The 24,781-nt window shown below is 62.8% G+C and carries 22 protein-coding genes and 1 tRNA gene; 13 read left to right on the top strand and 10 right to left on the bottom strand.

The window, feature by feature from the left end; genetic code table 11:
* Positions 1-76 precede the first annotated feature (76 nt).
* Both C8C98_RS01015 and C8C98_RS01010 read left to right on the top strand, forming a co-directional pair.
* Complete coding sequence (locus tag C8C98_RS01015; protein ID WP_121455946.1) at positions 77-646, top strand: NUDIX domain-containing protein; 570 nt, start codon at positions 77-79, stop codon at positions 644-646.
* Between the two features lie 5 nt (positions 647-651).
* The gene (locus C8C98_RS01010; RefSeq protein ID WP_099656114.1) at positions 652-879 is read left to right on the top strand and encodes a sulfurtransferase TusA family protein; all 228 of its coding nucleotides are present in this window, start codon (positions 652-654) and stop codon (positions 877-879) included.
* A 110-nt stretch (positions 880-989) separates the two neighbouring features.
* Here the strand turns inward: C8C98_RS01010 and galU are convergent, their stop codons facing one another.
* From galU to C8C98_RS00985, 5 genes are all read right to left on the bottom strand, one after another.
* A complete protein-coding gene (gene galU / locus C8C98_RS01005) occupies positions 990-1,877 on the bottom strand; it encodes a UTP--glucose-1-phosphate uridylyltransferase GalU (protein WP_121452776.1) in 888 nt (295 codons plus the stop codon).
* Positions 1,878-1,944: 67 nt separating this feature from the next.
* Positions 1,945-4,842, bottom strand: a complete 2,898-nt coding sequence (locus C8C98_RS01000) for a valine--tRNA ligase (RefSeq protein WP_121452775.1) — start codon at positions 4,840-4,842, stop codon at positions 1,945-1,947.
* Between the two features lie 227 nt (positions 4,843-5,069).
* Positions 5,070-5,159: transfer RNA gene (locus tag C8C98_RS00995), tRNA-Ser, on the bottom strand.
* A gap of 84 nt (positions 5,160-5,243) precedes the next feature.
* Positions 5,244-6,161: an SPFH domain-containing protein gene (locus tag C8C98_RS00990; protein ID WP_121452774.1), complete on the bottom strand. Its 918-nt coding sequence runs from the start codon at positions 6,159-6,161 to the stop codon at positions 5,244-5,246.
* Between the two features lie 54 nt (positions 6,162-6,215).
* Positions 6,216-6,641 carry an NfeD family protein gene (locus C8C98_RS00985; protein ID WP_121452773.1) on the bottom strand — a complete coding sequence of 142 codons (426 nt, stop codon included), beginning with the start codon at positions 6,639-6,641 and terminating at the stop codon, positions 6,216-6,218.
* A gap of 163 nt (positions 6,642-6,804) precedes the next feature.
* Between C8C98_RS00985 and C8C98_RS00980 the strand changes: the two genes are divergently transcribed.
* The gene (locus C8C98_RS00980) at positions 6,805-9,087 is read left to right on the top strand and encodes an arginine/lysine/ornithine decarboxylase (RefSeq protein WP_121452772.1); all 2,283 of its coding nucleotides are present in this window, start codon (positions 6,805-6,807) and stop codon (positions 9,085-9,087) included.
* Positions 9,088-9,204: 117 nt separating this feature from the next.
* Here the strand turns inward: C8C98_RS00980 and C8C98_RS00975 are convergent, their stop codons facing one another.
* Both C8C98_RS00975 and fabI read right to left on the bottom strand, forming a co-directional pair.
* Complete coding sequence (locus C8C98_RS00975; protein ID WP_121452771.1) at positions 9,205-10,098, bottom strand: DNA ligase; 894 nt, start codon at positions 10,096-10,098, stop codon at positions 9,205-9,207.
* Positions 10,099-10,206: 108 nt separating this feature from the next.
* Positions 10,207-11,007, bottom strand: a complete 801-nt coding sequence (gene fabI / locus C8C98_RS00970) for an enoyl-ACP reductase FabI (protein ID WP_121452770.1) — start codon at positions 11,005-11,007, stop codon at positions 10,207-10,209.
* A 102-nt stretch (positions 11,008-11,109) separates the two neighbouring features.
* On the opposite strand from fabI, the gene C8C98_RS00965 reads away from it, so the two are divergent.
* The 4 genes from C8C98_RS00965 to C8C98_RS00950 are packed head-to-tail and all read left to right on the top strand — an operon-like array spanning position 11,110 to position 16,701.
* Positions 11,110-12,939 carry an extracellular solute-binding protein gene (locus C8C98_RS00965; protein WP_233574410.1) on the top strand — a complete coding sequence of 610 codons (1,830 nt, stop codon included), beginning with the start codon at positions 11,110-11,112 and terminating at the stop codon, positions 12,937-12,939.
* Positions 12,940-12,950: 11 nt separating this feature from the next.
* Positions 12,951-13,991: a microcin C ABC transporter permease YejB gene (locus C8C98_RS00960; protein WP_121455944.1), complete on the top strand. Its 1,041-nt coding sequence runs from the start codon at positions 12,951-12,953 to the stop codon at positions 13,989-13,991.
* A 17-nt stretch (positions 13,992-14,008) separates the two neighbouring features.
* Positions 14,009-15,067, top strand: coding sequence for an ABC transporter permease (locus tag C8C98_RS00955; RefSeq protein WP_121452769.1), 1,059 nt, complete (start codon positions 14,009-14,011; stop codon positions 15,065-15,067).
* Positions 15,067-16,701, top strand: a complete 1,635-nt coding sequence (locus tag C8C98_RS00950) for an ABC transporter ATP-binding protein (RefSeq protein ID WP_121452768.1) — start codon at positions 15,067-15,069, stop codon at positions 16,699-16,701. Before C8C98_RS00955 ends, C8C98_RS00950 begins: the two co-directional genes overlap by 1 nt.
* A 25-nt stretch (positions 16,702-16,726) precedes the next feature.
* Here C8C98_RS00950 and C8C98_RS00945 read toward each other — a convergent pair whose 3' ends face one another.
* Positions 16,727-17,092 carry a FlxA-like family protein gene (locus C8C98_RS00945; protein ID WP_121455943.1) on the bottom strand — a complete coding sequence of 122 codons (366 nt, stop codon included), beginning with the start codon at positions 17,090-17,092 and terminating at the stop codon, positions 16,727-16,729.
* A 101-nt stretch (positions 17,093-17,193) separates the two neighbouring features.
* On the opposite strand from C8C98_RS00945, the gene C8C98_RS00940 reads away from it, so the two are divergent.
* The 3 genes from C8C98_RS00940 to C8C98_RS00930 all read left to right on the top strand — a co-directional run bounded on the left by C8C98_RS00940 (position 17,194) and on the right by C8C98_RS00930 (position 19,600).
* Positions 17,194-18,135 carry a cation diffusion facilitator family transporter gene (locus tag C8C98_RS00940; protein ID WP_121452767.1) on the top strand — a complete coding sequence of 314 codons (942 nt, stop codon included), beginning with the start codon at positions 17,194-17,196 and terminating at the stop codon, positions 18,133-18,135.
* Between the two features lie 101 nt (positions 18,136-18,236).
* Positions 18,237-18,899: a DUF1003 domain-containing protein gene (locus tag C8C98_RS00935; RefSeq protein WP_121452766.1), complete on the top strand. Its 663-nt coding sequence runs from the start codon at positions 18,237-18,239 to the stop codon at positions 18,897-18,899.
* Positions 18,900-18,937: 38 nt separating this feature from the next.
* The gene (locus C8C98_RS00930; protein WP_147436315.1) at positions 18,938-19,600 is read left to right on the top strand and encodes a hypothetical protein; all 663 of its coding nucleotides are present in this window, start codon (positions 18,938-18,940) and stop codon (positions 19,598-19,600) included.
* Here the strand turns inward: C8C98_RS00930 and C8C98_RS00925 are convergent.
* Positions 19,592-20,524 (bottom strand): LysR family transcriptional regulator, encoded by a 933-nt coding sequence (locus tag C8C98_RS00925; protein WP_121455942.1) that lies wholly within the window; start codon positions 20,522-20,524, stop codon positions 19,592-19,594. The two genes, C8C98_RS00930 and C8C98_RS00925, sit on opposite strands and share 9 nt — an antisense overlap.
* A 106-nt stretch (positions 20,525-20,630) precedes the next feature.
* Between C8C98_RS00925 and C8C98_RS00920 the strand changes: the two genes are divergently transcribed.
* The 3 genes from C8C98_RS00920 to leuD are packed head-to-tail and all read left to right on the top strand — an operon-like array spanning position 20,631 to position 23,657.
* Positions 20,631-21,530 carry an alpha/beta fold hydrolase gene (locus tag C8C98_RS00920; protein WP_121452764.1) on the top strand — a complete coding sequence of 300 codons (900 nt, stop codon included), beginning with the start codon at positions 20,631-20,633 and terminating at the stop codon, positions 21,528-21,530.
* A gap of 49 nt (positions 21,531-21,579) precedes the next feature.
* Positions 21,580-22,998 carry a 3-isopropylmalate dehydratase large subunit gene (gene leuC / locus C8C98_RS00915; RefSeq protein WP_121452763.1) on the top strand — a complete coding sequence of 473 codons (1,419 nt, stop codon included), beginning with the start codon at positions 21,580-21,582 and terminating at the stop codon, positions 22,996-22,998.
* The gene (leuD, locus tag C8C98_RS00910) at positions 22,995-23,657 is read left to right on the top strand and encodes a 3-isopropylmalate dehydratase small subunit (RefSeq protein WP_121452762.1); all 663 of its coding nucleotides are present in this window, start codon (positions 22,995-22,997) and stop codon (positions 23,655-23,657) included. Before leuC ends, leuD begins: the two co-directional genes overlap by 4 nt.
* Positions 23,658-23,684: 27 nt before the next feature.
* Here the strand turns inward: leuD and C8C98_RS00905 are convergent, their stop codons facing one another.
* The gene (locus tag C8C98_RS00905; RefSeq protein WP_121452761.1) at positions 23,685-24,674 is read right to left on the bottom strand and encodes a PhnD/SsuA/transferrin family substrate-binding protein; all 990 of its coding nucleotides are present in this window, start codon (positions 24,672-24,674) and stop codon (positions 23,685-23,687) included.
* Positions 24,675-24,781: the final 107 nt, after the last annotated feature.

Raw genomic sequence — 24,781 nt, 5'->3', positions numbered from 1 at the left:
TGGGGTTGTTTTGAATGAAATTGGCCTCTAGCGCTTGCTGAGCAAGCGCAAGCAGCTATTGTTTTGGAAGCATTTCATGGCGCAGTACGAAGTTCGACATTGCACCCACTGCGGCACGCCGCTGGCCTGGATCACGCAGGCGGAAGATGGCGGCGACAAGGCGCGGCTGCGTTGCCCCGCTTGCGGCTGGACGCATTGGAACAACCCCACGCCTGTGCTGGCGGCGATTGTGGAGGTGGGCGGTCAGGTGCTGTTGGCCCGCAACGCGGCCTGGCCCGAAAAGATGTTTGCGCTGATCACGGGCTTCATGGAGGCGGGTGAATCGCCGCAAGAGGGCATTGCGCGAGAGGTGAAGGAAGAGACCAACCTTGATGTGCAGTCTGCCACGTTGGTGGGGGCCTATGAGTTTTTGCGCATGAACCAGATCATCATTGCCTACCATGTGGTGGCGCAAGGCGAGGTGCGTTTGTCGCCCGAGCTGGTGGACTACCGGCTCTATGATCTGGCAGACCTCAAGTGCTGGCCTGCGGGCACCGGGTATGCGCTGGCCGACTGGCTGCGCACGCGGGGGCATGAGCCCGTATTTTTTACAGAAGAAGAGAACGCAGAGCGACGCCGCGGGCTGGGCCTGCCGCCTAAGGATTGAAGACCATGGAAACCCACAAAGAAATCGACACCCGGGGCCTGAATTGCCCTCTCCCCATCCTGAAGGCCAAGAAGGCCCTGGCAGACATGGCCAGCGGCCAGTTGCTCAAGGTGCTGGCCACCGATGTGGGCTCGCTGCGCGACTTTCAGGCTTTCGCTCGGCAAACGGGCAATGAGCTGGTGGAGCAGCAGACGGTGGGTGAGGAGTTCATTCACATCCTGCGCCGCCGCTGAACGGGCGGCTTGCAGGTGGGTCCAGCCTGTGAGCTAGGTGGGATAGGGAGGCCCATGCAGTAGCCCCTATGCTATGGAGGGCGGGGCAGGGCGCCCCGCCTTGGCGCTGATTACAGCGATAAACCCTTGAGGTAGTTGCGGAAGGCATCACCCACTTGGGGGTGTTGCAAAGCCAACTCCACGGTAGCTTCTAAAAAGCCTTCCTTGCTGCCGCAGTCGTAGCGCTTGCCTTCGTACTGAAAGGCGTACACGGCCTCGTTTTGCATCAAGCGTGCGATGCCGTCGGTGAGCTGGATTTCTCCGCCCACGCCGCGTGGCTGGTTGCGGATTTCATCAAACACACCGGGCGTGAGGATGTAGCGCCCCGCCACACCCATGCGCGATGGGGCGACGTCGGCCTTGGGCTTCTCCACAATGCGGTTGATGCGAATCAGCGGGCCACCGGCAGGCTCGCCCGCCACGATGCCGTAGCGGTGTACCTGGTCTTCGGGCACTTCTTGCACCGCAATCACCGAGCGCCCTTGTTGGCGGAAAGCGGCTGCCATCTGGGCCAGCACGGGTTGGCCACCCTCAGGGCCCACCATCAGGTCATCGGCCAGCAGCACGGCAAAGGGTTCATTGCCCACCAGCGGCTCGGCGCACAGCACGGCATGCCCCAGGCCCAGCGAGCGGGGCTGGCGCACAAAGGCGCAGTCCATGTCGTCCGGCTGAATGGAGCGCACCAGCGCCAGCAGCTCTTTTTTGCCCGCTGTTTCCAGCTCAGCTTCCAGCTCGTACGCGGTGTCAAAGTGGTCTTCGATGGCGCGCTTGCTGCGGCCCGTCACGAAGATCATGTGGCGAATGCCAGCGGCATAGGCCTCTTCCACGGCGTACTGGATGAGCGGCTTGTCCACCACGGGCAGCATTTCCTTGGGGCTGGCTTTGGTGGCGGGCAGGAAGCGTGTGCCCAGGCCAGCGACTGGGAAAACAGCTTTGCGGATAGCGGATACAGCAGTCATGGGGCTCCTGAAAGAGTGGAATGCGTGCAAAAAACAGTGAGAGATTGAGCGGGTGTGCCAGGGGGAATCATCCCAGGCGGGTCAATTGATCGCGCAAACGGGTCAGCGTGGCGCCAAAGTCGGCGATGCGCTTTTTCTCCTGGTCGATCACGGCGGGCGGTGCCTTGGCCACAAACGCTTCGTTCGAGAGCTTGTTGTTGGCCTTGGTGACTTCGCCGTCAATGCGTGCGATTTCCTTGGACAAACGCGCTTTCTCGGCCGCCACGTCAATTTCCATGTACAGGCACATGCGGGCTTCGCCCACCACGGCCACGGGCGCGGCCTGTGCGGCGGCAGCCCAGGCGGCCTCGTCGTCAAACACCTTGACTTCACTGAGCTTAGCCAGGGCCTGCAGCACGGGCGCTACGCCACGCATGAAGTCAGTATCGCCCACTGTGTATAGCGGCAAGCGTGTTGACGGCGACACATTCATCTCGCCACGCAGCGCGCGGCAGGCGTCTACCAAGCCCTTGACGCGGCCCATGTGGGCAATCGCGGCTTCGTCGATCTTCTCAGGCTGCGCCTGGGGGTAGCAGGCGATGCTGACCGACTCGCCCTTCAACCCGGCCACGGGCGCCACCGTTTGCCACAGCGCTTCGGTGATGAACGGGATGATCGGGTGGGCCAGGCGCAGGATGGCTTCCAGTGTGCGGATCAGTGTGCGGCGCGTGGCGCGCTGCTCGGCCTCGGTACCATTTTGGATCTGCACCTTGGCGATCTCCAGGTACCAGTCGCAGTACTCGTTCCAGACAAAGTCGTAGATGGTGTTGGCCACGTTGTCCAGGCGGTACTCGGCAAAGCCCTTGGCCACCTCAGCCTCGGTCTTTTGCAGTAGCGAGGCGATCCAGCGGTCGGCTTGGCTGAAGTGCATGTAGCCGTGGGCGGGGCCGCCGGGCTGGCATTCTTCCTTGGTGTGCTCCTTCAGGCCGCAGTCCTGGCCTTCGCAGTTCATCAGTACAAAGCGGCTGGCGTTCCAGAGCTTGTTGCAGAAGTTGCGGTAGCCCTCGCAGCGCTTGCTGTCAAAGTTGATGCTGCGGCCCAGCGATGCCAGTGCGGCAAACGTGAAGCGCAGCGCATCGGCGCCATAGGCCGGAATGCCCTCAGGGAATTCTTTTTGCGTGTTCTTGCGCACGGTGGGCGCTGTCTCAGGCTTGCGCAGGCCGGTGGTGCGCTTGTCGAGCAGGGGCTCCAGCGCAATGCCGTCGATCAGGTCCACGGGGTCGAGCACGTTGCCTTCGGACTTGGACATCTTCTTGCCCTGCGCGTCGCGCACCAGGCCGTGGATGTACACGTGCTTGAACGGCACGCGGCCCGTGAAGTGCGTGGTCATCATGATCATCCGGGCGACCCAGAAGAAGATGATGTCGTAGCCCGTGACCAGCACGGTGCTGGGCAGGTACAGGTTGAAGTCGTCGGTGGGCGCATCGCCCTGTTCGGGCCAGCCCATGGTGCTGAAGGGCACGAGGGCCGAGGAGTACCAGGTGTCCAGCACATCCTCGTCGCGGCGCAGCGTTTTGCCCGGCGCCTTGGCCTGGGCTTCAGCTTCGTCGCGGGCCACGATCACGTTGCCTTCTTCGTCGTACCAGGCCGGGATCTGGTGGCCCCACCACAGCTGGCGGCTGATGCACCAGTCCTGGATGTTGTTCATCCACTGGTTGTAGGTGTTCACCCAGTTCTCAGGCACAAAGGTCACCTCGCCGCTGGCCACGGCGTCTATGGCCTTTTGCGCAATGCTCTTGCCGGTGGGGTCTTGGTCGCTCACCTTGCTCATCGCCACAAACCATTGGTCCGTCAGCATGGGCTCGATCACCTGGCCGGTGCGGGTGCAGATGGGCACCATGAGCTTGTGCTTTTTCACCTCGACCAGCGCGCCGATGGCTTCCAGATCGGCCACCACGGCCTTGCGGGCCACGAAGCGGTCCATGCCTTGGTACTTAACGGGCGCGTTCTCGTTGACGGTGGCTTGCAGCGTCAGCACACAGATCATGGGTAGCTTGTGGCGCTGGCCCACGGCGTAGTCGTTCTGGTCGTGTGCGGGGGTCACCTTCACCACGCCGGTGCCGAATTCCTTGTCCACGTAGTCATCCGCGATCACCGGGATCTGGCGGTCGCACAGCGGCAGGTTGACCATCTTGCCGACAAGAGCGCGATAGCGCTCATCCTCAGGGTGCACCATCAGCGCCACGTCGCCCAGGATGGTCTCAGGCCGGGTGGTGGCCACGGTCAGGCTGCCCGATCCATCGGCCAGCGGGTAGGCGATGTGCCACAGCGAGCCGTCTTTTTCTTCGCTCTCGACTTCCAGGTCGGACACGGCGGACTGCAGCTTCGGGTCCCAGTTCACCAGGCGCTTGCCACGGTAGATCAGGCCTTGCTCGTACAGCTTCACGAAGGTGTCGGTCACCACCTTGGAGAGCTTGTCATCCATGGTGAAGTATTCGCGGCTCCAGTCCACGCTGTCGCCCATGCGGCGCATTTGCGTGGTGATGGTGTTGCCGGACTTTTCCTTCCACTCCCACACCTTGCTCACAAAGTTTTTGCGCGCCTCGGGCGGGGTGGGGCCCATGTCGTAGCGGCTGATGCCTTGTTCCTGCAACTGGCGTTCCACCACGATCTGCGTGGCAATGCCTGCGTGGTCGGTGCCCGGCACCCACACGGTGTTGAAGCCCTTCATGCGGTGGTAGCGCGTGAGGCTGTCCATGATCGTCTGGTTGAACGCATGGCCCATGTGCAGCGTGCCCGTCACGTTGGGGGGCGGCAGCTGGATGGAGAACGCTGGCTCGCCCGCCTGCGGCGCGCCCGTGCCACGGTGGCCTGCGGCGCCATACCCGCGCTTTTCCCATTCGGGCCCCCAGTGGGCTTCCAGCGCAGCGGGTTCAAAGGACTTGGACAGGCTTTCGAGGCCGGGTTGTTGCAGGGGCGTGCTCATGGATGGTGTTGTGTTGCAGGAGGCCGCCGCTGGGGCGCCTCGACAGACAAGAGGGTGAGCCGGGCATTTTAAGGCAGGGCCGAGTGGCTTCGGCCACAGCTACATTTGTGTCTGTGCCAGAGGGTTACCGATATCGCCGGGCATGCTCTATATGGCCTGGATGCCTCAAGGCAAACGGACTGCCCAATGCAAAAAGCCCAAGTGGTGGAACCACTTGGGCTTGCATATGGCGGAGAGGGCGGGATTCGAACCCGCGGTGGGGATTAGCCCACACACGCTTTCCAGGCGTGCGACTTAAACCGCTCATCCACCTCTCCGAAGCCCGCTACTATAGCATTGCTTTTACGGGTTGCGTTTGAACTGTGTGAATTTCTTTCGGGCGCCCCGGGTGGGCCTGTCGTTCACTGGCCGCGCTGCGTGGTCTGCACCATCTTCATGGCAGACCCGATCAAGGCAGAGACCTCGGTCATGTTGCTGGGCACGATGAGGGTGGTGGTCGCGTCCGATGCGACTTGGCTGTAGGCCTCGACGGCTTTCTCCGCCACTTTGAGTTGCACCGCCTGCTCGCCGCCGGGCTGGCGGATGGCGGCGGCCACGCGTTCAATGGCGTGGGCGGTGGCTTCGGCCACGGCGGTGATGGAGGCGGCTTCGCCCTGGGCCTTGTTGATGGCCGCTTGCTTTTCGCCTTCTGAGCGGGCAATGAAGGCTTCGCGCTCGCCGGTGGCGATGTTGATCTGCTCTTGGCGGCGGCCTTCAGAGGCTGCAATCAACGCGCGCTTTTCGCGTTCTGCAGTGATCTGGGCCTGCATCGCGTGCAGGATTTCTTTCGGTGGGGTCAGGTCTTTGATTTCGTAGCGCAGCACCTTCACGCCCCAGTTGAGTGCCGCTTCGTCAATGGCCTGCACGATTTGTGCATTGATGATGTCGCGCTCTTCAAAGGTCTTGTCCAGTTCCAGCTTGCCGATGACTGAGCGCAGCGAGGTCTGCGCCAACTGGGTCACGGCCATGATGTAGTTGCTGGAGCCGTAGCTGGCGCGCATGGGGTCGGTGACCTGAAAGTACAGGATGCCATCCACCTGCAGCTGCGTGTTGTCGCGGGTGATGCACACCTGGCTGGGCACATCGAGCGGAATTTCTTTGAGGCTGTGCTTGTAGGCGACGCGGTCCACGAACGGCACCAGAAAGTTCAGGCCCGGGGTGAGGGTGCCTGCGTACTTGCCCAGGCGCTCTTTGACCCAGGCGTTTTGTTGGGGCACGACCTTGACGGAGCGGGCGATGAAGATCACCGCAATGATCAGGAGGACGATGGCAATTTCCATGAGAAGCCTTTGGTTTGCGGTTGAATAAAAAAGGGGAAGCCAGACAAATCGCGTTCAGATCGGGTCCACCAGCAAGCGGTTGCCGACCAGTTCGGCCACCCGGTGCATGCCCGTGGCGGGCTGCACGCCTGTGCGGTGGATGGCCGTCCAGGTGGCGCCGCGGTACTTCACGCTGGCGGTGCCGTCGGGGTTCCAGTGGTCGATCAGAATGGTTTCGCCCACATCCAGGTTCACGCTGCGGTCGGCGCGGGCAGATGGGTCGCCGGGGCGCTTGCGCCGCACGGCATGCCAGCCGATGACCGATCCTCCGCCCACCACGGCGGCCGTCACTATTTGCAGCGTGGTGGCCATGCCCAGGTGGGCCGCGATGGCTGCAGCGGCCACGCCCAAGGCCAGCATGAGCAAATAGAAGGTGCCGGTGAGCAGTTCTGCCGCCACAATTCCCCCGGCCAATAGCCACCAGAGGGTGGATTCCGCCATACAGCCTCCTTGCGTGCGGTGGCACGCGCCTGTGTGATGTGTTTAGTGCACCACATTCTGGGTCAAAAGAATGGCACTTCCAAGGCGTGTCACGGTTATTCCTTACACTTCGCGCCTATTTCGTTTTTTGGCCGGGCAGGCCACGGCTCCTTGGAGGCTGCGCATGAAGTTTCGCTTTCCCATCATCATCATCGATGAAGACTATCGTTCCGAGAACACTTCGGGTCTCGGCATTCGCGCGTTGGCGCAGGCCATCGAGGCTGAGGGCTTCGAGGTGGTGGGGGTGACCAGCTATGGTGACCTGTCGCAGTTTGCGCAGCAGCAAAGCCGCGCCAGTGCGTTCATCTTGTCCATCGACGATGAGGAATTCTCGGGTGGCGACGGGCTTGACCCCATCGTGCTGAGCCTGCGCAATTTCATTGGTGAAGTGCGCCGCAAGAACACTGAAGTGCCCATCTATGTGCACGGCGAGACCAAGACCAGCCGCCACCTGCCCAACGACATCCTGCGCGAGCTGCACGGCTTCATCCACATGTTCGAGGACACCCCCGAATTCGTGGCGCGCCACATCATTCGCGAGGCCAAGAGCTACCTCGAAGGCGTACAGCCACCGTTCTTCAAAGCGCTGCTCGACTATGCCGAAGACGGCTCGTACAGCTGGCACTGCCCAGGCCACTCCGGTGGCGTGGCGTTTTTGAAGAGCCCTGTGGGCCAGATGTACCACCAGTTCTATGGCGAGAACATGCTGCGCGCCGACGTGTGCAACGCGGTGGAAGAACTGGGCCAGCTGCTGGACCACAACGGCGCCATCGGCGAATCTGAGCGCAACGCCGCGCGCATCTTCAATGCCGACCACTGCTTCTTCGTGACCAACGGCACATCCACATCGAACAAGATGGTGTGGCACCACACCGTGGCGCCCGGCGATGTGGTGGTGGTAGACCGCAACTGCCACAAGTCCATCCTGCACAGCATCATCATGACCGGGGCCATCCCGGTGTTCATGAAGCCCACGCGCAACCATTTCGGCATCATTGGGCCCATCCCGCAAAGCGAGTTCGAGCCCGCCGCCATCCAGGCCAAGATCAAGGCCAACCCGCTGCTCAAGGGCGTGGATGCCAAAAAGGTCAAGCCCCGCGTACTGACGCTGACCCAGTCCACCTACGACGGCGTGCTCTACAACACCGAGACCATCAAGGGCATGCTCGATGGCTACGTGGACAACCTGCACTTTGACGAAGCCTGGCTGCCGCACGCGGCGTTCCACCCGTTTTATGGCACCTACCACGCCATGGGCAAGAAGCGCACGCGGCCCAAGCACTCGGTGACATACGCCACGCAGTCCATCCACAAGCTGCTCGCCGGCATCAGCCAGGCATCGCACGTGCTGGTGCAGGACTCGCAAACCGTGAAGCTCGACCGGCCCTTGTTCAACGAGGCCTATCTGATGCACACCTCGACCAGCCCGCAGTACAGCATCATTGCCAGCTGCGACGTGGCTGCGGCCATGATGGAGCCGCCCGGCGGCACCGCGCTGGTGGAAGAAAGCATTCTGGAAGCGCTGGACTTCCGCCGCGCCATGCGCCAGGTGGAAGATGACTTCGGTAAGAACGACTGGTGGTTCAAGGTCTGGGGCCCAGAAAAGCTGGTGGACGAAGGCATGGGCCGCGCCGAAGACTGGATCATCCGCAGCGATAGCAAGAGCAAGAAGGCGGGCGCCAAGTGGCACGGCTTTGGCCAGTTGGCCGACGGCTTCAACATGCTGGACCCGATCAAGTCCACCATCGTCACGCCGGGCCTGAACCTGGACGGCAAGTTCGACAAGACGGGCATCCCCGCCTCCATCGTCACCAAGTACCTGGCCGAGCACGGCGTGGTGGTCGAGAAGACGGGCCTGTACAGCTTCTTCGTGATGTTCACCATCGGCATCACCAAGGGCCGCTGGAACACGCTGCTGACAGCGCTGCAGCAGTTCAAGGACGACTACGAGAAGAACCAGCCTATGTGGCGCATCCTTCCCGAGTTCTGCCAGCAGCACAAGCGCTACGAGCGCATGGGCCTCAAGGACCTGTGCCAGCACGTGCACGAGATGTACGCCAAGTACGACATCGCGCGCCTGACGACCGAGATGTACCTGTCGGACCTGACGCCTTCCATGAAGCCCTCGGATGCGTACGCCCACATTGCCCAGCGCAAGACCGAGCGCGTGGAGATCGACCACCTGGAAGGCCGCATCACCGTGGGCCTGGTCACGCCTTACCCACCGGGCATTCCGCTGCTCATTCCTGGCGAAGTTTTCAACAAGAAGATCGTGGACTATCTCAAATTCGCCCGCGAATTTGCCAAGCTGTGCCCCGGCTTTGAAACCGACATCCACGGCCTGGTGGAAGTGGAAGACGAGAACGGGCAGGTTCGTTTCTACGCGGACTGCGTGGCCAAATCTTGATTCCGGCCTGATCGTTGCCTCAAGGGCCACCCCGGGCCCTGGCCGCTGACCAGGGTTTGAGTCAAAAAGGCTGCTAGCGCTTATCCATCAAGCGCTAGCAGCTATTTTTTTGATAGCTTATTGTTGAATCGACGTGGGCGCTGTGGCCGCTGGCATGTCCAGCCGCACCCGCACAAAGCTGGCAAAACGTGGCAAGCCGCCCTCGTGTGTGCCGCGAAAGCGGTAGGTCACCCAGCTGCCAATGGGCGGTGGGTCGGCGCGGTCGGCGTCGGTCAGGCCTGCACCCAGCTTGAATCGTTGGCCTGTGGGCATCTCCACCAGCAGCGCGCCCAGCCGCCCGGCGTGTTTGCCTTTGCCGGGCAAATGCCCCACCACCCGAGCCTCGGTGTCTTCGTGGGTCTTGAGCTTGATGAGGTCGTCACTGCGGCCTGACCGGTACAGCGAGCTGCCTTTGTGCAGCATCAGCCCCTCGCCCCCGGCGCGCACCGTGCGTTGCAGCAGGGCCTGCAAGGCGGCATCGGTGGCCACCCGTTGCTGGGGCACGGCCTGCACCCAGTTTTGTTGGATGGAGGTGACCAGTGCTTTCAATGCGCTCAGGCGTTCGTCAAAAACGCCCCCGTGGGCGGGCAGATCAAACACCATGAAGCGCATCTGCCGCCAGGCCACATCATCAGGCTGCTGCTGCCGTGTGGTGGACTGGGCGTGTGTAAAGCGCCCGCGCCCGGCCCACAGCTCGCCATCCATGGGCGTGTTGGGCCAGCCCGCGGTAAACCACGCGGGTGCTGCCACGGTCTCTCCGCCGCGCGTGCGCAGCGTCTGCCCGTCCCAGTAGCCGCGCACTCCGTCGTACTTCTCGCTGACCCAGTAGTCGGCCAAGGGCATGCCAGGGCGGTACACGTTGGCCAAAAGCAAGGCGGGTGCGTCGGCGGCCCAAGCCGGGGGCACTGCCAGCGGCAGGAGGGTGCTCAGGGGCGCCAGGCCCAGCCAGTTCAGGCAGCGTCTGCGGTGCATAGGGCGATGTCGTAGTGGGAGAGTGCTATCAAAAAAATAGCTTCTAGCGCTTATGGGGTAAGCGCTAGAAGCCAATTTGTCATTGAGCCTGTTCAGCCCTGCAGAGCTTTAGACCTGGTCCGCGCTCAGGCCTGCCGTCTGGCTGAAGCCGCCGTCCACGTAGGTGATCTCAGCCGTCATGCCCGAGGCCAAGTCGGACAGCAGGAAGGCCGCCACATTGCCCACGTCTTCAATCGTCACGTTACGGCGCAGGGGCGAGGCATCGGCCACGCGGGACAGCAGCTTGCCAAAGTCCTTGATGCCGCTGGCGGCCAGCGTTTTGATGGGGCCTGCGCTGATGCCGTTGGCGCGGATGCTGCGGCCGTCAGCCGTGCGTCCCACGGCCTCGGCCAGGTAGCGCACCGAGGCTTCGAGGCTGGCCTTGGCCAGGCCCATGGTGTTGTAGTTGGGGATGGAGCGCAGCGCTCCCAGGTAGCTCAGCGTGATCAGCGACGACTTGTCGTTGAGGTAAGGCAGGGCCGCCTTGGCCATGGCTGGGAAGCTGTATGCGCTGATGTCGTGCGCGATGCGAAAACCTTCGCGGCTCAGGCCGTCGAGGAAGTTACCGGCAATCGCCTCGCGGGGGGCAAAGCCAATGCTGTGCACAAAGCCATCGAACTTGGGCCACACCTGGGCCAGGTCGGCAAACATGCGCTCGATTTGCTCGTCGCTGCCCACATCACAGTCAAAGATCAGCTTGGAGTTGAACTCGGCGGCAAAGTCGGTGATGCGGTCCTTGAAGCGCTCGCCCACGTAGCTGAAAGCCAGCTCGGCGCCTTGTTCGTGGCAGGCCTTGGCGATGCCGTAGGCGATGGAGCGGTTGGACAGCACGCCGGTGATGAGCAGCTTCTTGCCGGTCAGAAAACCCATGTTTGTTCTCCTTGTGGAATGGGGATGGGGCCTGCAGGCGCTGTGCATGTGGATATGCGCTGCCTGCTGCTGTGGCCGATGAACGTAGTGCAGAATTGTCGCATGTGGCTTGTTGCAATCTGCTCTCGTTGGGTCCGCGCGGTGTTGTGTGCTGTGTGTGGCATGGTTATTGGCTCGGCGTCATGGGCCGAACACGCCTATTCACAGTTTGGTGATGTGAAGTACCCGGTGGGCTTTACGCATTTTGACTATGTCAACCCTAGCGCTCCGAAGGGCGGAGAGATTCGTTTGGTCCCGCCCATTGCGGTCACCAATTTCGATAAATTTAATCCGTTCACGCTGAAAGGAACCCCGCCAGCGGGGATGTTGGAGTTGGTTTTCGAGTCACTGCTGACGGGTAACCTGGAGGAGCCGTCCACGGGATATGGATTGCTCGCAGAAGACGTGGGCGTGTCTCCTGATGGTTTATCGGCGACCTTCCGGATTCGTAAGGAAGCGCGTTTCAGCGATGGATCTGCGGTGCTGGCCGCTGATGTGGTTCATTCGTTCAACACGCTGATGAGCAAGCAGGCCTCACCCCAGTTTCGGACAATTTTTGCTGACATCAAGACAGCTCGCATGTTAGGCGAGCGACTGGTTAAATTTGAGTTCGCAAGCTCTAACCGAGAGTTGCCACTCGTAGCTGGAAGCATTCCCGTTTTCAGTCGGAAATGGGGTGCTGGGAAGCCTTTTGACGAAGTAGTCACTGATTTGCCGATTGCATCAGGACCTTATCGGCCTTCCGGGGCTCAGTTGGGTCGCGATATTACTTACGTTCGTGACAAGAACTATTGGGGGGCATCCTTGCCTGTGCGCAAGGGGCTGTATAACTTTGATCGGATCACCTACAAACTCTATTTGGACGACACCAGCCGTTTTGAGGGGCTAAAAGCGGGTGAATATGATTTGAAGCGGGAGTTCGTTTCAAAAAACTGGGCGCGCCAATACACGGGCAAAGCGTTTGATTCCGGTGTGGTCAAAAAGCAGGTGTTTGAGCATCGCAATCCTGGGGACTTCCAAGGCTACACATTCAACTTGCGTAATCCCAAGTTCAAGGACATTCGCGTCCGCAAAGCCATTGCACTGACGATGGATTTTGAATGGCTCAACCGTCAGATGTTCTATGGCTTGTACAAGCGGGTGGAGGGCTATTTCCCAAATAGCGATTTTCATGCGTCTGGGTTGCCAGGACCTGCAGAAATGGCCTTGCTTGAGCCACTGCGCGACAAGTTAAACCCCGAAGTTTTTGGCCCTGCCTTGCGATCACCCAGTACGCTACCGCCATCGAGCTTGCGGGATAACCTGCGCCAGGCAAAACAGTTGCTGGCGGAAGCGGGGTGGGTCTACCGCGACGGAGCATTGAGAGACACCAAAGGTGAGGCGTTCGAGATCGAATATCTGAATTCACAGCCATCGTCGGTGCGGTTGGTCAGCCCCATGCAGATTGCTTTGAAAAAGCTGGGAATTGATCTGAAGATACGTAATGTGGATGGGGCCTTGTATCAGCAGCGGATGGATGAGTTCGAATTCGAGTTGGGCAGCCTTCGCATTCCAGGGCGAACTTCTCCTGGTAGCGATCTCTTTGAATACTTTGGTTCCAAGGCCGCAACCACCCCGGGGTCAGCAAACATGTGGGGTATTACCGATCCGGCCGTGGACAGTCTGATTCGCTCGGTGCTCTCAGCAAAGTCCAAGGAAGATGTGTCTGCTGCGATGCGCGCACTGGATCGGGTGTTGTCGCACGGCTACTACTCGATTCCCCAGTGGTACAGCGACGAGTTTTTTGTGGGCTACCGGCCCGCTGGTTTTGTCTTGCCTACAACGATCCCGCCCTATTACCAGCCAGACTCCTGGGCTGCCGCCACATGGTGGGCTTCGCCAACCAACCGCTAGGTTCAGACTGCATGCTCAGCTACATACTCAAACGCATCTTGTTGATGGTGCCCACGCTGCTGGGGGTGCTGCTTCTGACCTTTGTGGTCATTCAGTTCGTGCCGGGCGGGCCGGTTGAGCAACTGGTGTCGCAGCTGCAAGGGCGCTCTTCTGGTGGTGAGGGGGCTGCTCCGAGTTCTGGGGCTGGGGATTACCGCGGCAGGCAAGGGCTGAGTCCAAAGCAGATCCAGGAAATTAAGGAACTCTATGGATTTGACAAGCCTGCGCATGAGCGCTTCGTGAAGATGCTTTGGTCATTTGCGCGGTTTGACCTGGGGCAGAGTTTTTACCAGCGAAAGGCGGTTTCGGACCTGGTTCGCGAGAAGCTGCCCGTCTCCATCAGCCTGGGCCTGTGGACTTTCTTCATCAGCTACCTCGTGGCCGTGCCGCTGGGCGTAGCCAAGGCGGTGCGGGCGGGCTCGCGGTTTGATTTGGTCACCACGCTGCTGGTGCTGGTGGGCTACGCCATTCCGGGCTTTGTGCTGGGGGTGGCGCTGCTGGTCATCTTTGGCGGGCAGTTGCAGTGGTTTCCGCTGCGCGGACTCACCTCGGCCAACTGGGCGGATCTGTCGCTGTGGGGCAAGGTCACCGATTACCTCTGGCACATTGCGCTGCCCATCACGTCCATGGTGTTGGGCAGTTTTGCCGTCACCACCATGCTCACCAAAAATGCATTTTTGGAAGAGATCCGCAAGCAATACGTGCTCACGGCCCGTGCCAAGGGCCTGAGCGACCGGCAGGTGCTGTGGAAGCACGTGTTCCGCAATGCGCTCATCCCCATCATCACCGGCTTTCCGGCGGCGTTCATTGGCGCGTTCTTCACCGGCTCGCTGCTGATTGAAACCCTGTTCTCGCTCGACGGCCTGGGCCTGCTCAGCTACGAGAGCGTGATCCGCCGCGACTACCCGGTGGTGCTGGGCACGCTGTACCTGTTCACGCTGATTGGTCTGGTGACCAAGCTGGTGAGCGACCTGTGCTACGTGTGGGTGGACCCGCGCGTGAAGTTTGATTGATGCGTGCGACTCTTCCAATGAAGCCTTCCGCAAACCCATCTTCTGCGCCCGTGTCGCTGTCCCCCTCTCGCCGCGCCTGGCTGCGCTTCAAGCGCAACCGGCTAGGCTACTGGAGCCTGTGGCTGTTCTGCGCTCTAGTGCTGGTCAGCCTGTGCGCTGAGCTGGTCAGCAACGACAAGCCGCTCATCGTGCGCTACGAGGGGCAGACCTACTTCCCCATGCTCAAGGACTACCCCGAGAAGACCTTTGGCGGCGACTTTGAGACCCCCACGGATTACCTAGACCCCTTCATCAAAGAGCGCCTGAGCACGGGCAGCAACTGGGCGCTGTACACCCTGAACCCTTACGGTCCCAACACGCTCAACTACTTTGCCAAGTCGCCCAACCCTTCTGCCCCCACGGCCGACAACTGGCTGGGCACGGACGACCGGGGGCGTGACTTGCTGGCGCAACTGCTCTATGGCTTTCGGGTGAGCGTGCTGTTTGGTCTGGCGCTCACGGCCACCGGGGTGGTGCTGGGCATGGTCGCGGGGGCCATTCAGGGCTTTTTTGGGGGTAAGACGGACCTGGCCTTTCAGCGCTTTATCGAAATCTGGGGCTCCATGCCTGAGCTGTATTTGCTCATCATCTTCAGCGCCGTGTTTGCGCCCAGCATCGCTTTGCTGCTGATTTTGCTGAGCCTGTTTGGCTGGATGGGCCTGTCGGACTATGTGCGTGCCGAGTTTTTACGCAACCGCCAGCTTGACTACGTGAAGGCTGCACGGGCCCTGGGCGTGAGCAACACGCAAATCATCTGGCGCCACATCCTGCCCAACAGCCTTACGCCCGTGGTCACCTTCCTTCCGTTTCGCATGAGTGGGGCCATCCTCGCGCTCACCTCGCTTGACTTTCTGGGGCTGGGTGTGCCGCCCGGCACCCCCAGCCTGGGTGAGTTGCTGAGCCAGGGCAAGAACAGCATCGATGCGTGGTGGATTTCGCTGTCCACCTTTGCGGTGCTGGTGGTGACCTTGCTGCTTTTGACATTCATGGGCGATGCCCTGCGCGATGCGCTCGACCCACGAAAGGCTGACCAGTGATGCCACAGCCTGTGACTAAGCCTCTGCTGCAGGTGGCCGACCTGCGCGTTCGCTTTGGCACCAAAGAGGTGGTGCGCGGCGTGAACTTTGACATCGCCCCCGGTGAAAAACTCGCGCTGGTGGGCGAGTCGGGTTCGGGCAAGACCATCACCGCATTGAGCCTGCTGCGCTTGGCGGGCGATGCGGCGGTTTCAGGCCGGGCCCTGTTTGCCGGGCGTGACTTGCTGGCCCTGACCGAGCGTGAGATGCGCGGCGTGCGCGGGGGCGAGGTGGCCATGGTCTTCCAGGAACCAATGACGGCCCTGAACCCGCTGATGACCATTGGCCAGCAGATTGCCGAGATTTTGTTGCTAAAAAAGGGCCTGACGGGCGCGCAATGTGCGCAGGCAGCTATTGAATTGCTAGCAAAAACCGGCATCCCTGAGCCTGCGCGGCGCGCCAACAGCTTTCCACACCAGCTCTCGGGTGGCCAGCGCCAGCGCGCCATGATCGCCATGGCCCTGGCCAGCAGCCCCAAACTCTTGCTGGCCGACGAGCCCACCACCGCGCTCGACGTGACGCTGCGCGGCCAGATTCTGGACCTGCTCTCTGAGCTGCAGCGCCAGACCGGCATGGCCGTGCTGCTCATCACGCACGACCTGAACCTGGTGCGCCGCTTTGCCGACCGCATCGCCGTGATGGAGAAGGGCGTGCTGGTAGAGCAGGGCGCTGTGGCCGATGTGTTTGCCAACCCTCAGCATGCCTACACCCGCCGCCTGCTGGCCAGCCAGCCCCGGCGCGATGTGGTCGAGGCGGTCCCGCCCGCAGGCACGCCGCCCGTGGTGCAGGCGCACCAGTTGCGCGTGACCTACCCCACGCCTCTGCCTGGCGTGCGGGGCTGGTTCAAAAAGGGCGAGTTTGTGGCCGTACAGGGGGCTGATTTGCAACTGCTGCCGGGGCAAACGCTGGGGGTGGTGGGCGAATCAGGCTCGGGCAAGTCCACCCTGGCGCAGGCCATTTTGGGGCTGCTGCCCTCGGGTGGCGACCTGAAGGTCAACGGCCAGGCGTGGCAACAGCCCGCCACGCGCAACACCCCTGCCAACCAGGCCTTGCGCCGCCGGGTGCAGGTGGTGTTTCAAGACCCGTTCTCGTCGCTCTCGCCGCGCATGACGGTGGAAGAGATCGTGGGCGAAGGGCTGCTGGTGCACGAGCCCGCCATGCCAACTGCCGAGCGCCGCAGCCGTGTGGAAGCAGCCCTGGCCGAGGTGGGCCTGACCGAGGCGCAATTCCCCGGCTTGCTGGCGCGCTACCCGCACGAATTTTCAGGGGGCCAACGCCAGCGGCTGGCCGTGGCCCGCGCCCTCATCGTGCAGCCCCAGGTGCTGGTGCTCGATGAGCCCACCAGCGCGCTCGATGTCACCATCCAGCAGCAGGTGCTGGCCTTGCTGCAGCGCCTGCAGCGCGAAAAGGGCCTGAGCTACCTGCTCATCACGCACGATGTGGAGGTGATCCGCGCCATGGCGCACGAGGTGCTGGTGATGAAGGACGGCGCCATTGTGGAGTGCGGGACGGTGGACGCCGTGCTGAACAGGCCTGAACACCCCTACACGCAGAAGCTCGTGGCTGCAGCCACGGTGGCTGCCCCGCAAGCGTAGTTCGCGGCACGCTGTCGGACGGCGGTCAGGCGAAGGTGTCTACGTTTTCGCCCAGGCCGGGTGTACGTTGGCGGCCGGGTGTGGCGCTGTTGTTTTGCTTGGTCTGGGTTTCGGCGGCTTTTTGTGCCTTGGCAAGCTCGGCCTGCTTTTGCTTTTCGATCTGCGCTTGCTGGTTCTGGCGCTGAATGGCCTCAATTTGCGCTTGCACCATCTGGATCTGCGCTTGCAGAGCCTCTACCCTTTGCTTCTTGGCCTTGGCGTCCATGTCAGAGGTGGCCACGTTTTTGAGTTCGTCAGTCAACTGGCGCAGTTGCTTTTGCAGTTTGGCGATTTCGCTGGAGGACTGGGCGCCCGATGCACTGCTGGTGGAGGAGGCGCTAGAGACTTGCATGGCAGGGTTATCGGCATATTCGCGCAAAACTGAACGGGCCTCAATGCATTCTTAAGACTGGGCGTGTAGCCTGTGGTGCTTCGGAATTTGGATCAGAGCCCATGAACTTCAACGAACTTGACGACAGCGAAGACACCCAGCACACGCCGCAAGAGCGCGCCGCTGCGGCCTCGCGCAGCACCTGGGTCAGTGTTGTTGTCAACCTGGTGCTCAGCACCGTGCAGATCGTGGTGGGCGTACTGTCCAAATCGCAGGGCTTGATTGCCGACGGCATCCACTCGTTGTCCGATCTGGTGGCTGATTTTGTGGTGCTGTTTGCCAACCACCACTCGCAAAAAGACGCTGACGAAGGCCATCCCTACGGCCACCAGCGGTTTGAGACAGCAGCCTCGTTGGTGCTGGGCTTGCTGCTGCTGGCCGTGGGTGTGGGCATGGTGTGGTCGGCAGTGCTGAAGCTGGAGAACCCTGACACCGTGCCCCAGGTGCACGCCGTGGCCCTGTGGGTGGCGGGCGGCGCCTTGCTGGGCAAGGAGCTGCTGTTTCGCTACATGCTGGCCGTGGCCAAGCGGGTCAAGTCCAGCATGCTGGTGGCCAACGCGTGGCATGCTCGGTCGGATGCTGCCTCATCTCTCGTGGTGGGCGTGGGCATTGCGGGCAACCTTGCGGGCTACCCCATCCTCGATCCGATTGCGGCCTTGATCGTGGGCTTCATGGTGGGCAAGATGGGCTGGGAGTTTGGCTGGGACGCCATGCACGACCTGATGGACCGCGCGGTGGACGAGCAAGAGGTACAAGCCATTCGCCAGACCTTGCTGGACACCCCCGGCGTGTCCGGTGTGCACGATGTGCGCACGCGCAAAATGGGCGACATGGTGGTGGTGGACGCCCACCTGGAGGTGGACGCACTCATCACTGTAGAAGCCGGACACGACATTGCCGTGCTGGCGCGTCAGCGCGTTCTGCAGCGCCACCGTGTGCTCAACCTCATGACGCATGTGGACCCTTGGCGCAAGCCTGATCTGGACCATGCGCTCAAGCCTTGAGGTTTGCAGGCTCTTTGAACCGGTTTTCAACCACTGTCCAACGCACATCGCCCGCCACGGCCGTGCGTTGGTGATCACTCCATGGTGCAAAAGGTATCTGAATGAACCATCCCGCAGGTCCGTCGGGTAAGCCAGGCCAGCCATCTGGCGGCGGCACAGCCACAACCGCAGCCACGGCAACGCGGACGAGCGCGCAGGCCATTGCAGCGGCAGGGGCTGAGCACCGGCGCTACCACTCGCAGCATGCGCACATGGCCCCCACCTTTGGTGCAGACCAGTTTGCCCTGCGGGCCGAGGCCTTTGCCCGATTTTTTGGAACCCCGTTGTTCCTGGGCGCGCAGACCGTGGTGGTAGCGGTGTGGATCGTCATCAACTCTGCGGGGTGGCTGCACTTTGATGTGTACCCCTTCATTTTGCTGAACCTGGCCTTCAGCCTGCAGGCGGCCTATGCCGCGCCCTTGATCTTGCTGGCCCAAACCCGGCAGGCTGCCCGCGACAAAATGCACGCCGAGGCCGATGCCCAGCACCGCGAGGCACTGGCCGTGGCCAACGAACAGCGCCAGTTGATCGCTGCGCAAAACGCCACCCAGATGCTGGAGCTGCTGGAGCAAAACACCCGCCTGACCGAGCTGACCAAACAGCTGACGGAACGCATCGAGGCACTCACCGTCGAGATGCACGAGCGCATTCGCCACGGCCTGCCCCCGTCAGGGGTGCAGCCACCGGGCACCAGCACGCAAGCTCGCGCCCAGACACCGCCGTAAAGTGCTTAGAACAGGTTCTTAGATACTCCCGACACGCCATGCCCACACACTCTCACGAACCGCTCCAAAGCCCCAGCTCAACGGTTGCCCCCAGTGTGCTGGCCGATTTGCCGCCGTGGGCTGCAGAGGTCATCGAGCGCATGAGGATGGAGGGCGCACCCACCGTGCCCACTGAATTCGCACAGCCCCTCGCGCTGCTGAACCTGGGGGCACACACCACGCAGGTGTGCTTGTGCAGCCCTGCTGAGGCACGCCCCGCGCACCTGTTGGTGTTGCCCTTGGGGATAGAAGCCACGGCACAGCGCTTTTTTCGCGCCGCCATCCCTTCGCCGCTGGATCTGGAGACGGCCATTGCCCATGTGGAAGACGAGGTGTACCTTGCGCACCAGCAGTACCTGCCCTGGGCCGAGGCGGCCCAGGCGGTTGGTGGGCCTGTGGCGTGGTGGAGTGCCGACGAGGCTTTGGCCGAACTGGCTGGGCTTGCTGGTGTGCCCGCCGCTGTCGACCAGGTGCTGGCACTGGACGCCATGGAGCGGTTGTTCCAGCGCCTCACCTACGTTGCTCAGGGGCGGCCTGCCGCCAGCGAAGGCTTGCCTGAGCGTGCATCGTTTTTCGCCGCCTTGCTGCTGCTGCGCGAGCTGATGCACCACATGCCGTTTCACACGCTGCATGTGGCAGGGCAGCCCATGCCATCACGCTGACGGTGGTGTGCCCGCCTCTTGGGGGCGGGTGAAGGTGTTGCTGGCAAACCAGGTGCCCAAAAAATCCACCAGTGCCCGCGTCTTGGCCGACAGGTCGCTGCGCGTGGGGTACACCAGCATCACATCGGCAGGTGGCAACTGCCAGGCGGGCAGCACAGCGATGAGCTGCCCCGTGCCCAGGTGCGGGGCCACATCCCATTCTGAGCGTAGCAACACCCCCCGGCCGTCCAGCGCCCAGGTGGTGGCGGCGCCACCATCGTTGGTGCTGAGCATGCCGCGTACCTTCACCGTTTCTTGCCGCGCGCCCTGGCTCAGGTGCCAGGTGCCGTAGGTCTCGTCGCTTTCGCGGATCACGATGCACTGGTGGCCCAGCAGGTCGGCGGGTTGCTGCGGTGTGCCTGCGCGGGCCAGGTAGCTGGGGGCGGCGCACAGCACACGCCGGTTGGCCCGCAGGCGGCGCGCGGTCAGGCGTGAATCGGGCAAATCACCAAAGCGCACGGCCGCGTCAAAGCCTTGTTCCACCAGATTGATGGGGCGGTCGGTCAGGTGCAGTTGCACCTCCACCTCGGGGTAGGCCTGGGCAAAGGCCGACAGGGCAGGGGCCAGGTGCACACGGCCAAAGCCCAGCGTGGCAGCCAGCTTGATGAGCCCCCGTGGCGTGCTGCGGGCGCCTGCCACGGTACGCTCCAGCGCATCGAGGTCGGCCAGGATGCGGGTGCCCTCAAGCAGGTAGCTTTCGCCCTCCGGCGTCAGCGCCATACGCCGCGTGGTGCGGTGCAGCAGGCGCACGCCCAGTCGGTGTTCCAGCTGCGCCAGGCGTCGGCTGGCCGCAGGCGGGGTGATGCCCATTTGCTGCGCGGCGGCAGCCAGGCTGCCTTCTTTCATCAGCAAGGCAAAAAAACGCAGGTCTGAAAACGCGTCCATGGGGTTCATTCGTGCTTTGGATTGATGAATGAATTGATTTTGAATCTATTTATGCGGTTTGGAATGGCTCCTACCATCGCGATCTCATTGCTTGAACCCATCGCCCATGTCTGACGCACTGTTTCCGGGCTTTACCCCGCACCGCATCGCCACCCCCGACGCCCATCACATCCATGCGTTGGTGGGCGGCGGCGGACCGCCGCTGCTGCTGTTGCACGGGCACCCGCAGACTTCGGCCATCTGGCACAAGGTGGCACCCGTGCTGGCGCAGCACTTCACGCTGGTGCTGGCGGACCTGCGGGGCTATGGCGACTCCGCCAAGCCCAAGGGAGACCCGGAGCACCTGCTCTACAGCAAGCGCACCATGGCCGCCGACATGCGGGCCGTGATGCGGCACCTTGGCCATCGGCAGTTCGCGGTGCTGGCCCACGACCGTGGCGCGCGCGTGGCCCACCGCTTGGCGGCCGATCACCCGGATGCCGTGCAGCGCATGGTGCTGCTGGACATAGCCCCCACGCTGGCCATGTACGAACAAACCAGCAATGCCTTCGCCCGTGCCTACTGGCACTGGTTCTTCCTGATCCAGCCCGCGCCGCTGCCCGAGCGCCTGATTGAGGCCGACCCTGCCGCCTACCTGCGCGATGTGATGGGCCGGCGCAGTGCGGGCCTGGCGCCGTTCGATCCACGCGCCCTGGCCGAGTACGTGCGCTGCCTGGCCTTGCCCGGCACAGCACACGGCATCTGCGAGGACTACCGCGCCGCCGCAGGCATCGACCTGGAGCACGACCGCGCCGACCGCGACGCGGGCCGCCAGCTGCCCATGCCGCTGCTGGCCCTGTGGGGCGATCAGGGCGTGGTGCACCAGTGCTTTGATCCGCTCAAGGAGTGGCAGCGCGTGGCGGGCGACGTGCGCGGCCATGCGCTGCCCTGCGGCCACTACATCGCCGAAGAAGCGCCCGACGCGCTGCTCAACGCGGCACTGCCTTTCCTGCTGGCAGGCCTATAGCCCGTACACCCGTACACCCACCACCACTCCCACGCCCAGCACGATGTCCATGACCATCCCCAAGACGCTGTACCAGAAGCTGCTTGCATCGCACACCGTGGCCGTTCTGGACGAACAGAACGTGCTGCTCTTTTGCGACCTGCACCTGATGAACGAATACACCAGCCCCCAGGCCTTCGCGGGCCTGCACGAGGCGGGGCGCGGCGTGCCCATGCCGGGGCAGAACGTGGCCGTGGTGAGCCACATCATCCCCACGCACCCGGTGCGCCACCGCGTCATCCAAGACGCACCTTCGGCCCTGCAGGCAAGCAACCTCAAGGCCAACTGCGACCGCCACGGCATCCCGCTGTTCGACACCAACGACCCGCTGCAGGGCATCGAGCACGTGATTGCGCCCGAGCACGGCATGGTGCGCCCGGGCATGGTCATCATCTGCGGCGACAGCCACACCACCACCTACGGCGCCTTGGGCGCGCTGGGCTTCGGCATCGGCACGTCCGAGGTGGAGCATGTGCTGGCCACGCAGACCCTGGTGTACCGGCTTGCAAAGAACATGCGCATCCGCGTGGACGGTGCGTTGCCTCTGGGTACCACTGCCAAGGACCTGATCCTTCTCATCATCAGCCGCATCGGCGCGCAGGGCGCGCGCGGCTTCGTCGTCGAGTTCTGCGGCAGCGCCATCAGTGCCCTGTCGGTGGAGGCGCGCTTCACGCTGTGCAACATGGCCGTGGAGGCTGGTGCGCGTGGTGCCTTGATTGCACCTGACGCCACCGCCATCGACTACGTGCTGGCCCGCGCGCCTGATATCACTGGCGCATGGCGCGAGCAGGCGCTGGCGCATTGGGCCACGCTGCGCAGCGATGGGGATGCGGTGTTTGATGTGGAGCATGTGTTTGAAGCGGCCGAAGTGGCCCCCTTCGTCACCTGGGGCACCAGCCCCGACCAGGCCATGGCCATCGATGCCACTGTGCCGCAGCCCGCCCAGTTGGCCGATGCTGCCGCCCGCAGCAGCGCCGAGCAGGCCCTGCGCTACACCGCGCTCAGTGCCGGGCAGGCGTTGCAGGGCGTGCCGGTGCAGCATGTGTTCATTGGCTCGTGCACCAACGCCCGCATTGAGGACCTGCGCGAGGTGGATCGCATTGTGGGCCACCGCCGCGTGGCCAGCGGCGTGCGCGCCATGGTGGTGCCCGGATCGGGGGCCGTCAAGGCCCAGGCCGAAGCCGAAGGCATTGCCGCGCGCCTGGTGGCCGCAGGCTTTGAATGGCGCCAGCCCGGCTGCTCCATGTGCCTGGCCATGAACGACGATGTGCTGGCGCCCGGCCAGCGCTGCGCCTCCACCACCAACCGCAACTTTGAAGGCCGCCAGGGCCGGGGCGCCATCACGCACCTGATGAGCCCGGCCATGGCCGCTGCTGCCGCCATCACTGGCTGCATCACCGACGTCCGCAGCCTGGAGACCGCCGCATGACCACCCACCCCCACACTGCCGACCACAGCGTGATTCGCGGCCATGCCGCCGTACTGGTCACGCCCAACCTTGACACCGACCAGATCATGCCCAAGCAGTTCCTGCGCGGCATCGACAAGGCGGGCCTGGCGCCCGGCCTGCTGTACGACCTGCGCTTTGATGGGGCCGGGCAGCCCCGCGCAGACTTTGTGCTGAACCAACCCGCCTTTGCTGGCGTGGATGTGCTCATTGCGGGCGCCAATTTTGGCTGCGGCTCCAGCCGCGAGCACGCCGTGTGGGGCATGCAGCAATACGGATTCAAGGCGGTGGTGGCGTCCAGCTTTGGCGAGATTTTTTACTCCAACGCCCTCAATAACCGCCTGCTGCTGGCCATGGTGACCGATGCCGATGTGCAGGCCTTCATGGCGGAGGCCGCTGCGCAGCCCGGCCCTCTGGCGCTCACCATCGATGTATCGCAGCGCGTGGTGCGCAGCCCCGGGCACAGCGCGGGCTTTGTGTTGTCAGACCGGCACCAGCACATGTTTGTGCAAGGGCTGGATGTGATTGGCGCTTCGCTCACGCATACTGCGCAGATCCAGGCGTTTGCCCTGCAGCACTGGGCGGCCCAGCCCTGGGTGCGCGATGTGGCACGGCACACCCGCGACCGGCTGGCGGGTTAAGCCAGCCATCTCCGCCGGTGCAGCGCTTTACTTGGCTGCCGCAGGCTTGGCTTCTGCCAGGGCCGCCTGGGTCTTTTTGTAGACCTCCATCACCGTGGCAAAGTCACGCTCGAAGTTGATGGGCAGCATGGTGTCGTTGCCTGGCAGCAACTGGCGCAGCTTGGGCGAGAAGCTGTAGGCGTACGAGCATTTCTGCACGCGGTTTTGCACATCGGGCGAGGCGGTCTTGCCCAGGGTCCAGGTCTCGGTCATGAAGGGCGCGCTCTCCCACAGCGTGCGAATGCTCGATCCCTTCACATCGCCCTTGAGCACCATGCGCTGGTACAGGTCGCTGGCCACAGCGGCTGCGGGGTAAAAACCGTGCATCACACCCGTCACCGAACGCTCGTGTCCGTTGGAGAAAACCACTTCGTAGTTCTTGTCCGGCACCAGCCCGATGGCGGGGAACAGCGCGCGCGGCGCCAGGTTGCCCGAGTTAGAGGTGGGCGTGGAGTGGGCAATCTTCTTGCCGATCAGGTCCTTGGGTTCTTTGAAGGGGCTGTCCACCCGCGCAATCAAGATCAGGTGGTAGGAGTTGCGCTTGCCCGATGCCTTGTTGCCCGGCACGGCAAAGGGCGTGGGCTGGCCTGCTGCCACCAGTTGCGGCACCAGGCCGGGGTTGACCTGGGCCAGTTGCACCTTGCCCGACGTGATGCCTTCGATCAGCTCTTTTTCGCCCAGCAGGTCGATGTTGGAGCTGCGCTCCAGCGACTCGCCTTGCTGGTTTTGCAGGTCCAGGTTGCCGCAGCGTGCCAGGTGGTTGAAGTAGTCGCCCCACAGCAGCATGGTCTCGGCCTTGGCATAGGTCTTGGGCATGGCCACCACCAGCTTTTCGCGGGGGCTGCTGGCAAAGTTGGGGGCCGGGCTGGCGGCAGCGGCGCGGGCCTGGGCTGCTGCGTTGTTGTTCTGTGCCGTGGCGGTGCCCAGCACTGCAGTTGCGCCTGCCAAAAGCACCACCCAGCGTGCATCACGTCGCATGTTGTTCCTTCCTGAATGTGTGAGTCTTGGACCGACGGTGCCAAGCCGACAAAGTATGCAGGAGGATTGTTGTTTAAACGTAAATTTTGTGACGTTTGTGTGACGGG

It is taken from the genome of Acidovorax sp. 106, assembly GCF_003663825.1.
In the GTDB taxonomy this organism is placed as follows: Bacteria; Pseudomonadota; Gammaproteobacteria; order Burkholderiales; family Burkholderiaceae_C; genus Acidovorax.
The sequence above is the reverse complement of the archived record's forward strand: the minus strand, read 5'-3'. Positions and strand labels throughout refer to the sequence as shown.